Below are 13,038 nucleotides of genomic sequence, written 5' to 3'. Positions count from 1 at the left end.
CACGCGCGGCCAGGTCAGCGGTTCCTGGAACAGCCACATGGAGAACACCATCACGCTGACCACTTCGAGGTGGGTGACCGCGAAGGCAGGACCGATCGGCGCGTGCTTGAGCAGCGTCATCCAGGTGAAGAAGTTGCCGACGTAGCCGATCACCGCGACGTAGATCCACGGATGGCCGAACACGCGCACGATCCACGCCCAGTTCGCTTCGGGCGGGAAGGCGTGGTTGCCGGCGTACTTGAAGCTCAGCTGCACCAGCGTGTCGAAGAGCACCAGGATGGTGAAACCGATGGCATAGAAGCGGGTGCGACTCACGTGATCAGCCTCCGCCAGCCACGCCGACGATGGCCACGCCTGCGGTTACCAGCAGAATGCCGGTCATGCGCAGCGGGGTCAGCTTTTCTTTGAACAGGAGGCGGCCGGCGATCATGATCACCACGATGTTGATCGAGCCGAGCAGCACGCCTTCGGAGAGATCGACCAGCGAAAGGAAGGCGATCCACACCAGGAATTCGACGACGTAGGACACCACGCCGATCCAGATCCATGGACGCGCCGCCATGTATTTCCAGCGTGCCACGCCATCGCCCGCACGCGGATCGCCGGCCGCCGCCTTGAAGGCGAGCTGGCCGACGGTGTCGAGCGTGACGTTGAGCAGCCACAGTGCAACGACCAAGGGAGTCATGCGACTTCCTTACGCGGCAGCGCGGGCGGCGGGTTCGTAGGTGGCGGCGATCTGCTGGAAGAACGCGGCGGAGCGATCGACCAGCACGCGGCGTTCGCGGTCGATGGTGATCATGTGATAGCTGTCTTCCAGCCACAGCGTCTCCACCGGCCCGGATACCGAGCGCTCCACCAGGTAGGCGTTCTCGATGCTGGCGATATCGTCTTCGGTGGCGTGCGCGATGAAGCAGGGCGCATTCACTCGCGGCAGGTCGCGGCGCACCACGGCGGCCATCTTGTACATCTCGGCCAACGACGGCCACGGGTTGCCCGGCAGGCCCGCCGCGGCGCTGTCGCCGCCCAGCATCAGCGAGCTGATCTGCTGGCGCAGGCGCTCATCGCGCAGGCCATAGGGCTCTTCCTCGTGCACCATCCAGTTGCGCCCGATGCCGAGCTTGTTGATCAGCGGCAGCAGGAAGGAGAACTTGCCGTACCACGGCGTGGCCCAGCCGTCGTACTTGAACGTGGCGCCATACACACCCACGCCCTTGACCCAATCGGGATGATCGGCGGCGAGCTTGAGCGCGAGCACCGCACCCATCGACAGGCCGGCCACGAACAGGTGGTCCACTTCCTGGCGGAACTGCTCGGCGGCTTTTTCGACGCTGGCGTACCACTCGTGCCAGTCGGTGGCGAGCAGATCCTTCGCGTCACCGCAGTGACCCGCCAGTTGCATGCCGTACACGCTGAAGCCAGCGCGGTTCAGGCCCTTGCCGACCAGACGCATCTCGGCCGGCGTGCCGGTGAGACCGTGGATCAGCAGCACACCGCTGCGGCCGCCCTCGAAGCGGAACTCGACGTTCTGGATCACGGGCAAGCTCCGGCGCAGCGGGTAAAAGGTGAGGCGGGGCGTGCGAATGACGCGTTGGGAATGCGGTAGGCCATGGAATCAGTCTGGCGGGCCACCCTTTCCAAGAACTTTCGACCCTGCCCGGGGCTCCCGTTCAGCGTGGGAGGAAGGGGAAAAGGGGGGGGCAGTCCTGCCGCGGGCCAGCGCCCGCGGGATCAGCTTCGAAAGGGCGTGAACAGAAGGCGACGACGAGGAACCGTCAACGCCCGAAGTGGCCCTGCGTGCCCTGGACGGAGATGCTCACGCCGCCCGTGGGATGCTCGCAGCTGCCGAACGCCTGGCTCATCGTCACGGCGCCGCCGGTATAGCTGCCGCTGGTGTGCCTGCCTGAGACCACGCCCATGCCGACGGCGCCATGCACCTGGGGCTGGTTATAGGTGGCGTCGTCGCAGACGACCGCAGCGGGCTGGCTGAGCGCGGCCTGGGAATCGCCAAGGCGGCCGCTGGTATCGCCGTAGTAGGTGCCTGGAGGATCCTTCGCGTAGGCGCTGTTGCCGCCGCCGGTACTGGCCTGGGCTGCCTGCGTCGCGGTGGTCGTGTTCGGGGCCGCGGCCTGGGTCGTGTCCGTATTCGCAGGCGTGGCCGTGCTGGCGGGCGCGGCCGGTACGTTGGCGGGAATCTTCAGGTTCAGCGGCGCGCTGCTGCTTTGCGCCCAGGCGGTGGCGGACAGCAGGCAGGCAGCGAAGAAAGCGATCGGGCGGACGGTCTTCATGGAAAAACTCCGGGGACGTACGACGTCTAACGCGCCACCGTCGCCGGTGTGCACACACTCCGTTGGATCGCTGGCTCAGGCGTGAAGTTCCTGCCACTCCCCCGACGAGTCTGCCTACCCCTCACCTGAAGGAGCGCACCCTGTGCGCGAAAAGCCAACAGCGCGGTGATGCGGCAACGCCGGTTCCCCATGTTTTCCGTCTAGCCCAACCGAGGCAAACGACGCACCGCGGTCGCGCAGAGGGTGCGCTCCCACCCATGGTGAGTGGGAGCGCCGTCCGTTGTCAGCCCGTGGTCTCGATGCGCTCCACGCGGCGCAGGCCCTGCGGCAGCAGGCCGCCGCGGGTGGCGCGGTTGCCGCCGTACTCGACCAGGCTCGACCACTTCAGCGTGAGCTTGCGCTGGCCGGCGTAGAGCGTCACTTCGCCCTTGCCCTCGGTAACCACGGCGATGCCGACGACCTTGATGCCCGCCGCGAGCTTGGCCTTGGGCACGTCGATCAGCTTGTTGCCCTTGCCCTTGTCCAGCTCCGGCAGCTCGGCCACCGAGAACATCAGCAGGTGGCCTTCGGTGGTGACCACCACGATGCGGTCGCGTGCTGGATCGGCGCTGACCTGCGGCGCGAGCACCTTGGCGCCGTCGCCCAGCGTGATGATCTGCTTGCCGGCCTTGTTGCGGCCGGTGAGCGCCTCGAAACGGGTCACGAAGCCGTAGCCGTGGTCGGTGGCCAGGATCAGACGGGTGTCGTTGTCGCCGGCCGCCAGGGCATCGAAGCTCGCGCCCGACGGCGGGCTGAAGCGACCGGTGAGCGGCTCGCCGTTGCCGCGCGCCGACGGCAGCGTGTGCGCAGGCGTGGAATAACTGCGGCCGGTGGAATCGATCACCGCGATCTGCTGCGTGGTACGTGCCTTCACCGCGGCAAGCAGGCTGTCGCCCTCGCGGTAGTTGAGCCCGTCGGCGTCGACATCGTGCCCCTTGCCGGCGCGAATCCAGCCCTTCTGGCTCAGCACCACCGTGACCGGTTCGCTGGCGACCAAGGCGCTTTCGTCCAGCGCCTGCGCGGCCACGCGCTGCACCAGCGGCGAGCGGCGGTCATCGCCGAACCTGGCCGCGTCGGCGCGCAGCTCTTCCTTGATCAGGCCCTTGAGCTTGGCCGGCGACTTCAGCAGCACGTTGATGCGAGCGCGTTCCTCTTCCAACTGATCGCGCTCGGCATTGATCTTCATTTCCTCGAGGCGGGCCAGCTGGCGCAGCTTCGTCTCGAGGATGTAATCGGTCTGCTCTTCGCTCAACTTGAAGCGCGCCATCAGCACCGGCTTGGGCTCGTCCTCGGTGCGGACGATGCGGATCACTTCGTCCAGGTTGAGGTAGGCAATGCGCAAACCTTCCAACAGGTGCAGGCGGCGCTCGACCTTGGCCAGGCGATGCTCCAGGCGGCGCGTCACCGTGGTGGTGCGGAACTGCAGCCACTCGGAGAGGATGCGCTTGAGATCCTTCACCTGCGGACGGCCGTCCAGGCCGATCATGTTGAGGTTGATGCGGAAGCTCTTTTCCATGTCCGTGGTGGCGAACAGGTGCTGCATCACCTCGGCCGCGTCGATGCGGTTGGAGCGCGGCACCACCACCAGGCGGATCGGGTTCTCGTGATCGGACTCGTCGCGAAGGTCCTCCACCATCGGCAGCTTCTTCGCGCGCATCTGCGCGGCGATCTGCTCGAGGATCTTGGACGGGCTCACCTGGTGCGGTAGCGCGGTGATGACGATGTTGCCGTCGTCCACGTGGTAGACGGCGCGGGCGCGCAGCGAGCCGGTGCCACCCTGGTACATCGCCAGCAGCTCGTTGCGGGGCGTGATGATTTCCGCCTCGGTCGGGTAGTCCGGGCCCTGGATGTGCTCGCACAGGTCCACCACGGTGGCGTCCGGGTCATCCAGCAGGCGGATGCACGCGCTCACCACCTCGCGCAGGTTGTGCGGCGGGATGTCGGTGGCCATGCCCACGGCGATGCCCATCGAGCCGTTGAGCAGCACGTGCGGCACGCGCGCCGGCAGCCAGCTGGGTTCTTCCAGCGTGCCGTCGAAGTTCGGCACCCAGTCCACCGTGCCCTGGCCCAGCTCGCCCAGCAGCGCTTCGGCGATGGGGCTCAGGCGCGACTCGGTGTAGCGCATCGCGGCGAAGCTCTTGGGGTCGTCCGGCGAGCCGAAGTTGCCCTGGCCGTCGACCAGCGGGTAGCGGTACGAGAACGGCTGCGCCATCAGCACCATCGCCTCGTAGCACGAGGTGTCGCCGTGCGGATGGAACTTGCCGATCACGTCGCCGATGGTGCGGGCGGACTTCTTCGGCTTGGCCGTGGCGGCCAGGCCCAGCTCGCTCATGGCGTATACGATGCGCCGCTGCACCGGCTTCAGGCCATCGCCCACGAAGGGCAGGGCGCGGTCCAGCACCACGTACATCGAGTAGTCGAGGTAGGCCCGCTCGGCGTATTCCTTGAGCGGGATCTGTTCGAAATTGGCTTGCAGATTCATGCGGTTACGTCATTCGCCTGCGCGCGGGCGGCGCGCTTAACCGGAGGATGGTGCCAGAAAGGGGGGATGGGGGGCGAGGGGGAGGCGTGGGCCGACCTGTCGACGCCGCCCTGTAGGAGCGCACCCAGTGCGCGAAAAGCCAACAGGGCGGAAATGCGGGATCGGCCGGTCTCTAAGGGTTTTCCTCATCTGCGCGACAGAGGCGTATCGGGGCGCTGCGGGTCGCGCACTGGGTGCGCTCCTACAAGGGGGAGGATTTGTGCCACTACTCCCGGATGCGGGTGCTCTCGACGCCCAGCTTGTGCAGCTGCGCCTGCACGCTGTCCGGGCCGGCCAGGTGACCGGCGCCGACAGCGATGAAGCTCACGCCGGGCTGCTTCAGGCGTTCTGCGATGATCTGTGCCCACGCCTCGTTGCGTTCCACGATCAGGCGTTGGTACAGCGTGGGGCTTTCCTTGCGCAGGTCCTCGTCCTCGATATGGGCGATGGCATCGGTGTCGCCGCTGCGCCAGGCATCGACCAGCTCCCGCAGCTTCGCCGGGCCTTCATTCACTTCCTTGAACGATTGGCGCAGAAAGTCCAACTGCATCGCTTCGGGCAGGTCGGCCAGCATGCGGATCTGTTTTTCGGACGTCTCCAGGCCATCCACCGGTTTGCCAGCCTGCTGCATGCGCGCCTTGAGCCGCTTGTCCACGCCTTGTTCCGGGTCCATGCCAGCCTGCACCAGCGGCGCCATGGTGAGCGTCAGGGCGGCCAGCCAGGGCCGCATCGGCTGCAGCGTGGAGGCGCCGCCAGGCAAGTTGGCCGCTTCGGCCGCCTTTTCCAGCCGGTGCTGGTCAGGGCCGTCGAGCTTGGTCGACAGGGGATGGTTGAAGTCCACGCCATGCTGCATGACGAGTGCCTGCATCGCGGCACTGTCGTCGTCCACGATCTCGATGCTCAGCCGCTGGCTCTGGTCCAGCGCCTTGTTCAGCGCAGGCGAGCTCCAGTTGGTGTCCGACGGCAGCAGGTGCACGGTGCCGAACAGGTAGACCGTAGCCTCGCCCTGCCGGACGACCCACAGCCCGGGCTGTGCGAGTGCCGCAGTGACCAGCAGCAGGTTGAGGACGAGGGCGGCGCCAAGACGGACGAACGGTTTCACTGCGACTCCTGGGTGGCAACGCCTCAGTGCGAGGCGGCCGGCTGGTTCTCGACGGCGAGCAGGAAGCGCGTCAGGCCGTCGAAATACGTTTGCTGGTCATCGTACATCGCCATGTGGCTGCCTTTGGGACAAAGCAGGAACTGGCCATGCGGAAGTCTGGCCGCCATGGCCTTCATGTAGCGCGGGTCCATGGTGTCGTACTGGGCGCCGATCACCAGCGTAGGCACGGTAATACGGTGCAGGTCCTTGCTGCGGTCCCAGTGCTCCAGCCGGCCGCTGGCGCCCAGCTCGCTGGGGCCCTGCATCAGCGCATAGACCTGCTCGTTGATGTGCGCGAAGGCGCGATTGACCGGATCGGGCCACTGCGCCTGCGGCATGCGCAGCACGTGCTGCTCGTAGTGCATGGGCGTGAGGATGGCCATGTAGCGCGGATCGTCGGTGTGCCCGTTGGCTTCCATCTGCTTCACTTCGGCCAGTTGCGTGGGGTCCATCGCCGGCATCAGCACGTCGTGCGCATAGGCGTTGTAGGCGGGGATGGAATCCATCATGTTGGAGATGACCAGACACTTGAGGTGCTGCTGGTACTTCAGCGCGTACTCGATGGCCAGCACGCCGCCCCACGAATGGCCGAGCAGGCAGAAGTTGTCCTTGTCCAGGTGCAGCGCCTGGCGTACCTGCTCCACTTCATCGACGAAGCGCTCGGTGGTCCACAGCGATTCGTCCTTGGGCTGGTCACTGTAGGCCGAGCCGAGCTGGTCGTAGTAGTAGTACTCGATGCCTTCGGCGGGCAGATAGCTGTCGAACGCCTCGAAGTACTCGTGCGTGGCACCGGGGCCGCCGTGCAGCAGCAATACCTTGAGCTTCGGGTTATTGCCCACCCGCTTGGTCCACACGCGGAACTTGCCCTCGGGCGTGCTGATCTCGATCTGCTTCACGCCACCACTGAGCACGTCGTCGTGGCCGCTGCGATCGAAGTAGGACGCCAGCGTCGGCGTGGTGGTCTGTGCAGCGACAGATACGGCCGCCCACAGGCATGCGGCGGCCAACAGCCAGACAAGACGTGCGTTCATGGATGCGCTCCCCCGAGACGATGGGCGCACTATCGTGCGCGAATCCGCCTCGCGCAAGCGTCCTCAGCGCGGCACGCGATAGCCACCGGGCAGGCCATGCGGACTGAGCGTCAACTGCCACAGCTGGTTGCGGCGACTGCGGAACACCGCGGCGGAGACCGCCAGATAGAAATGCCACATGCGGCGGAAACGTCCGTCATAGTGTTCCGACAATTGCGGCCAGGAAGCGTCGAAATTCGCGCGCCAGGCCGTGAGCGTGCGGTCATAGTCGGCGCCGAAGTTGTGCCAGTCCTCCACCACGAACAGGTCCTGCAACGCGGCGGTTACCTGGGCGGCGGCGGGAATCATCGAATTGGGGAAGATGTATTTCTCGATCCAGGGGTCGGGCCGGCTCGGCGCGCCATTGCTGCCGATCGAGTGCAACACGAACAGGCCGTCGTCGCGCAGACAGCGGCGGGCCACTTCGAAGTAGGTGCGGTAGTTCAGGGCGCCGACATGCTCGAACATGCCGATGGAGAAGATCGCGTCGAACGGCTCGTCGAGTTCGCGGTAATCCTGCAGGCGGATTTCCACCGGGAGGTCCGCGCAAAGCTCGCGCGCGAACTCGGCCTGCTCCTGCGATACCGTCACGCCGACGCCTTGCACGCCATAGGTTTCGGCGGCGTACTTCAGCGCCGTGCCCCAGCCGCAGCCGATGTCGAGCACGCGCTGCCCGGGTTGTAGCCGCAACTTGCGGCAGATGAGGTCGAGCTTGGCGATCTGCGCGTCATCCAGGTTGTCGGCCTGTGCCCAGTAGCCGCACGAGTACACCGGATGCTTGCCCAGCATGGCGCGGAACAGGTCGTTGCCGAGGTCGTAGTGCGCCTTGCCGATCTCGAAGGCGTGCTCGCCCCGCTGCAGGTTGATGAAACGCGCCTTGAGGTGCGCCAGCAGCGTGTCGAGCGTCCTCAATTCCGCATCCAGATGCGCACGCAGGATGTGGGTGAACATGCCGGAAAGGTCTTCCGCATCCCACCAGCCGTCCATGTAGCTTTCGCCCAGGCCCAGCGATCCGTGTGCGAACACGCGCGCGTACAGGCGCTCGTCATGCACACGCAGGTCAGTCGGGGCCGGGCCGTCAAGATGGATGCCCGCCTGTTCCAGCAGGCCGATGGCGCGTGCTTTCAGTGAATCCTGGCTCATGCATTCCTCATGTCGCTGCGACGAAACGAAGGTGGGCACGATCACATGCGTGGGCGGGCTAACTCGCGGATTTGCCCAGCATGCCAAAGCTTGCGTGGGTGATTGCATACACGGCGTCGACATGGCTGCGACGAACCGCGTCGATCAAGGCTTGCGCCTGCGGCTCATCGACCAGGAACTCGACCTTGACCGCGAGATCGTCGGTGAGCTCGAAGAACTGTTCTTCCCGCAGTACGCCGTGACGACCGAAGCCGCAGATGGCGCGAAACGCCGAACCACCGTGGATGCCTTGTTTCCTGGCTTCCTCAAGCAGCCACTCGTAGAGCAGCACGCCGTCGTGGCGCGCACGGGTGTGGCAGTAGAAGCTGAGCATGACGCCCTGATGCAGGTTTTCCATGGGTCTTCTCCTAGCTCCGCAGCACGGCGCGGGTGAGGGCGATGCCGGAGATGGTCATCGCAATGGAACCGACCAGGTGCAAGGCCAGATGGCCGCCGAACCACAGGTATTGCTGACGCAGCAGCAAGGTGGTCGATTCGGCGGAGAAGGTGGAAAACGTGGTGAGGCCGCCCAGGAAACCGGTGGCGGCGAACAGGCGCAGCTCTGGCGGCAGCGTCTGGAAGTGGTCGAACAGGCCAAGCACCACGCCCATCAGCAAGCCGCCGGCGAGATTGGCGGCCAGCGTGCCCAACGGCACGGTGGGGAAGATGGGGTTGAACATCACGCCGAGGGTCCAGCGCAGCCAGCAGCCCAGCGCTCCCCCGATGCCTACGGCAACAAATCCGGCAAAGCCCACGTTTCGTCTCCTCAAGTCTGCAGAGATATTGAACAGGCTCCAAGGACTTCCCGGAAACAGGCATGCGCCTGCGCCCCGGAAGTTCCGGTGGTGCAGGCATCATCAACCCGAAGGTGGTTTGCCCTTGCCGATGGTCGCCGCTCCTGGAACGGCGCCGGCAAGCGCGGGAGGCATGCCATCTCCCTGGCCGTATGCTAGCCGATGGAACGGCCTGCGTCATGGCCGGGTGCGCCTGTGCCGCTGGCCGGGCGTGACGGAGGTCAACATCGCCGCGTGGTATGCCGCTATCACGGAGGGACCATCACACGCAGGAGAAACACACGATGCATCCCATCTGGCACGCCATTCTCATGGAGCCGGTCGGCTGGCTGGCGATCGGCGGCAGCATCGTCATGGTGACTGTCGGCATCGCCGTCGCCTGTTATGTGCGCCGCAAGGTGCGGGAGGAGGAGGTCAGCCGGCCGCGCTGATTTCCTGGCCCACATCGCAGGGGAAGCGCCGGGCTTCCCCTGTTTCCCGCCATTCGTCATGGCCCGGGCCGCGCCGGTGCACGGCTATACTGCGGCTCTTCGCCCGCCATGCCCACCGTCATGACTTCACCTCCGCGTCCCGTCCGGCGCAGCCTGCCGTGGCTGCTGGCGGGACTGTCGATGATCGGCCCGTTCTCGATCGACGCCATGTTTCCGGCGTTTCCGCTGATCGGCGCGCGCTTCGGGGTGGATGCCGCGCAACTGCAGCAGATGATCAGCATGTACCTGATCACCTACGCGGTGATGAGTCTGTTCCATGGCGCCATTTCCGATGCGATCGGCCGCAAGCCGGTGATCGTGGCGGGCATGGTCGTCTATGCGCTGGCCTCGGCCGGCGCCGCGATGTCCACCTCCTACACCATGCTGTTGTCCTGCCGTGCGCTGCAGGGCATGTGCGCCGGTGCGGGCCTGGTGGTGGGACGCGCCGTCGTGCGCGACAGCCTGGAAGGTGCGGCAGCCCAGCAGCTGATGTCGCGCGTGATGATGATCTTCAGCGTGGCGCCGGTGATTGCGCCGATCGTGGGCGCGCAACTGCTGTTCCTCGGTGGCTGGCACGGCATCTTCTGGGTGCTGATGGGCTTCACCCTGGTGTTGGCCGTGGCGCTGGTGATGTTTCTGGAAGAAACCCATCCGCCCGCGGCGCGCACGTCATTCCACGGAGGCGATCTCGTGCGCAGCTACGTGGGTTTCGGCCGGGACCGCGTGTTCTGGCCGCTGCTCATTTCGCTGTCGGTCAATTTCGCCGCGCTGTTCCTGTACATCTCCTCCGCGCCGCAGATCATCCGCAATCTGCTGCACTTGTCGGCGCAGGGTTTTCCGTGGCTGTTCCTGCCCGTGGTGATAGGCCTGGTGTGCGGCGCCTGGATGTCCGGGCGCCTGGCCAACCGGCGCAGCGTGGCGTTCACGGTGAACCTCGGCTACGCCGCCTTGCTCAGTGCCTGCGGACTGCATGTGTTGCTGGCGCTGGTGATGCGCGAACCGGTGTTGCCGTGGTCGGTGCTGCCGCTGTTCGTGCATGGCATCGGCGTGCAGCTGGCGTTTCCCACGCTGACGCTGCTGCTGCTCGATCGCTTCCCGCACCGGCGTGGTGGCGTGTCGTCGGTGCAGGCGTTTGCCAGTCTGTTGCTGTGCGCGTTCGTCGCAGGCGTGCTATCGCCAATGCTTTCCGGGCACATGCTTTACCTCGCGCTGGGCGCGAGCGTGCTCACCGTGTCGGGCTGGCTGGCCTGGCGCTGGTATCAGCGCCTGACCGGAAAACCCAGGGCGCCGACGCCGTCCCCGACGGTGGAAACCGAATTCGAAGCGGAAATCGCCGAACCGCAATAGCGCGGATGCGTTGCCGCTGCACCCGCGCTTCGGGCATCAATGCTCGCTGATCTGCAGCTTCTGCATCAGCAGGTTGAGCTTGCCTTTCATGGCGTCCTCGGGACGCGGCCCGTCCACGCCGTAATAGGCTGTGTAGAGCACGCCCGGCTTGGCATCCGCAGCCACCGGCGTGCCGCCCACGGTGCCGATGAAGGTCATGTCGTTTTCGCTGTACGGCACGCCGTCATCAGGATGGTTGCGGCGGACGATCTTGCTCCAGTAATTGCGGTAGGTGTCATCGAGATCGTCTGACGGTGCCATGTGGCGGTTGACGCTGATCTTCTCGGCGTTGTCGACATTCGACTTCACCACGACGTTGCTGACATCCCACACCACTTTGCCGTGATCCTCGAAATAGGACATGCCCAATACCAATAGGCTGTCCTGGTCGATCTTCTGCAGCTCCGGCGTGTAGGCAAAGCCCAGGCGCTTGGACTGGTAACGGAAATCACTGCCGTAGTCGAAGCGAATGGCGATGTCCGACAGCACGGCAGGCAACAGACCGGTGTTGGCGAGGTATTCCTTCCACTGTCCCAGCGTGCCGCTGTAGGCGACGTAGAAGAAGTTGGTGAGCGCCTTGAGGTCGCCCATTTCCTCGTGCTCGCCCTTGGCCGGCACGATGCGCACCATGGCGGCGTAGCCATCCGGCACCGGCAACAGGAAGGCGATCACGATGGAGTTGTCATACGCCATCGGCCATTCGCGCACCTGCCAGCGGCGCTGGTAGTCGTCGGTGAACGTGCGCTCCAGCGAGGGCTTGCCCAGTGAAGTCACCTTCACCTGTTCCGAGCCGACATGGCGCAGCATCGGCGCGCCCTTGAGCACAAGATCCATGACCAGCCTGGAATCGCCATAGAGCTGCTTGCTGGAGATGTCATCGGGCTTGCGCAGATGGAACAGCAGCTGGCTGCCCACGGCGGCCTTGGCGATGTAGCCGTTGCGGGTGAGGTTGCCCTTGCTGTCGTTGGTGTTGGTGATCACCCAGGTGCCGTTGCTGCCGCGATGGAGCAGGCTGGGGAAAGGGTCGAGGTTGGAACCGCTGTGCAGCAGGCGGCTGGACCCCGTGCCCTTCGGGAACATGGTGTCGGCGTTTTCCGCGAGCAGGTCGTGCAGCGCCCGGTCGGCGTTCGCGTTGTAGGCCTTCTGGAACGCCGCGCTGAACTCCGCAAAGCTCTTGGGCAGCGGGAACTGCATCTTGAAGGTATCCGCGTGCTTGCTGTCGATCACGTCCAGCTGATACAGCTCGCGCGTGTCGGCGACAGCCTGGTTGGCTGGCGCCTTGAGCACGAAATCGATCGGCAGCGCGTAGTTCAGGTTTTCGTCCGGCGACTTCATCAGCACCACGCCGATCACCTTGCCGTCCTTGTCCAGCAGCGGGCCACCGCTGTTGCCGGGCGAGGCGGCGGCGGAGAAACGCATCCATTGCCAGCGGCCGTTTTCCTCTTCGGGCGTCTGCGAGGTATAGAGACCATCGCGGATGACAATGCCCGTGCCCAGCGCGTTGCCCACGGCGTAGACCACATCATTCATGGCCGCCTGGGTGTTTGGCTCCAGCGGTTGCACCTTCGGCGGGTTCTTCAGGGTGAACTCGACGAAATCCTGCTGCAAAGAAAAACGCGTGACCTTGTCGATGGCGTAGACGTGTCCGCTGGCGTCGCGCAGCGCGGGTTCGCCCATCAGGTTGTCGATGCCCAGCGACAGCACGTGGCCAGCGGTGACATAGCGGTTGTCGCCCAGCGCGAAGGCCGTGCCGACCGAGTAGTACTTGTCGTTGCGCATCTGGAACGGCAACTGGTCGAATGGCAGCGGCTTTTCGTAGCTCAGCGGATCGTTCACCGGCTTGGGGATCACCACCTCGAAGGTGGCGGCCTGCACACGCGGCAACATCGAGGGATCGAGCGTAGCTGCGTGCAGCACGGGCGAAAGTGCCAGCGCCAGTCCGGCCAGCCAGGCGGTGGCCCGCCGCGCATGCCGGAATTTCACCGCCGCTGACTGCCGCGCACCCGAAGCCTGAAAATCCATGCCTATCCCCTCAAAAGTCCCTGGCGTCCTGGTGCGCCAACCCTGTGGCGAGTGTATCCAAGCTTCCATGACGGGGAAGGGGGATGAGCGTGACTTCCGTCGGCTACCGCACGTGGGCCCCAGGGACT

13 protein-coding genes and 1 riboswitch are annotated in these 13,038 nt (G+C 65.4%); of the genes, 2 read left to right on the top strand and 11 right to left on the bottom strand.

What is annotated here, in order from left to right:
* The 10 genes from VFG49_RS16450 to crcB form a co-directional block, all read right to left on the bottom strand.
* The coding region (locus tag VFG49_RS16450; RefSeq protein WP_324862491.1) for a DMT family transporter at positions 1–315 on the bottom strand (315 nt) is incomplete at its 3' end.
* 4 nt (positions 316–319) lie between these two features.
* The gene (locus VFG49_RS16445; RefSeq protein WP_324862489.1) at positions 320–685 is read right to left on the bottom strand and encodes an EamA family transporter; all 366 of its coding nucleotides are present in this window, start codon (positions 683–685) and stop codon (positions 320–322) included.
* A 9-nt stretch (positions 686–694) separates the two neighbouring features.
* Positions 695–1,534: an alpha/beta hydrolase gene (locus VFG49_RS16440; protein WP_324862487.1), complete on the bottom strand. Its 840-nt coding sequence runs from the start codon at positions 1,532–1,534 to the stop codon at positions 695–697.
* A gap of 238 nt (positions 1,535–1,772) precedes the next feature.
* Positions 1,773–2,285 (bottom strand): hypothetical protein, encoded by a 513-nt coding sequence (locus VFG49_RS16435; protein WP_324862485.1) that lies wholly within the window; start codon positions 2,283–2,285, stop codon positions 1,773–1,775.
* A gap of 283 nt (positions 2,286–2,568) precedes the next feature.
* A complete protein-coding gene (gene parC, locus VFG49_RS16430; RefSeq protein ID WP_324862483.1) occupies positions 2,569–4,806 on the bottom strand; it encodes a DNA topoisomerase IV subunit A in 2,238 nt (745 codons plus the stop codon).
* Between the two features lie 265 nt (positions 4,807–5,071).
* Positions 5,072–5,947: a TraB/GumN family protein gene (locus VFG49_RS16425; protein WP_324862481.1), complete on the bottom strand. Its 876-nt coding sequence runs from the start codon at positions 5,945–5,947 to the stop codon at positions 5,072–5,074.
* Between the two features lie 23 nt (positions 5,948–5,970).
* The gene (locus VFG49_RS16420; protein ID WP_324862479.1) at positions 5,971–7,017 is read right to left on the bottom strand and encodes a proline iminopeptidase-family hydrolase; all 1,047 of its coding nucleotides are present in this window, start codon (positions 7,015–7,017) and stop codon (positions 5,971–5,973) included.
* Positions 7,018–7,080: 63 nt separating this feature from the next.
* Positions 7,081–8,307, bottom strand: a complete 1,227-nt coding sequence (gene cfa, locus VFG49_RS16415; RefSeq protein WP_324862476.1) for a cyclopropane fatty acyl phospholipid synthase — start codon at positions 8,305–8,307, stop codon at positions 7,081–7,083.
* Positions 8,258–8,596, bottom strand: a complete 339-nt coding sequence (locus VFG49_RS16410; RefSeq protein WP_324862475.1) for a DUF190 domain-containing protein — start codon at positions 8,594–8,596, stop codon at positions 8,258–8,260. The genes cfa and VFG49_RS16410 overlap by 50 nt, the downstream gene beginning before the upstream one ends.
* Before the next feature lie 10 nt (positions 8,597–8,606).
* Positions 8,607–8,993 (bottom strand): fluoride efflux transporter CrcB, encoded by a 387-nt coding sequence (gene crcB / locus VFG49_RS16405; RefSeq protein ID WP_324862473.1) that lies wholly within the window; start codon positions 8,991–8,993, stop codon positions 8,607–8,609.
* An 86-nt stretch (positions 8,994–9,079) separates the two neighbouring features.
* Positions 9,080–9,185, bottom strand: a riboswitch (Fluoride riboswitch).
* 131 nt (positions 9,186–9,316) lie between these two features.
* Here crcB and VFG49_RS16400 point away from each other — a divergent pair.
* Complete coding sequence (locus VFG49_RS16400; RefSeq protein WP_324862471.1) at positions 9,317–9,463, top strand: hypothetical protein; 147 nt, start codon at positions 9,317–9,319, stop codon at positions 9,461–9,463.
* A gap of 120 nt (positions 9,464–9,583) precedes the next feature.
* Positions 9,584–10,849, top strand: coding sequence for a multidrug effflux MFS transporter (locus tag VFG49_RS16395; RefSeq protein WP_324862468.1), 1,266 nt, complete (start codon positions 9,584–9,586; stop codon positions 10,847–10,849).
* 36 nt (positions 10,850–10,885) lie between these two features.
* On the opposite strand, the gene VFG49_RS16390 is transcribed toward VFG49_RS16395, so the two are convergent.
* Entirely contained in the window at positions 10,886–12,910 is a 2,025-nt protein-coding gene (locus tag VFG49_RS16390; protein WP_324862466.1) for a S1 family peptidase, read from the bottom strand.
* Between the last annotated feature and the right edge of the window lie 128 nt (positions 12,911–13,038).

The sequence above is a fragment of the Dyella sp. genome (assembly GCF_035685885.1).
In the GTDB taxonomy this organism is placed as follows: Bacteria; Pseudomonadota; Gammaproteobacteria; order Xanthomonadales; family Rhodanobacteraceae; genus Dyella.
The sequence above is the reverse complement of the archived record's forward strand: the minus strand, read 5'-3'. Positions and strand labels throughout refer to the sequence as shown.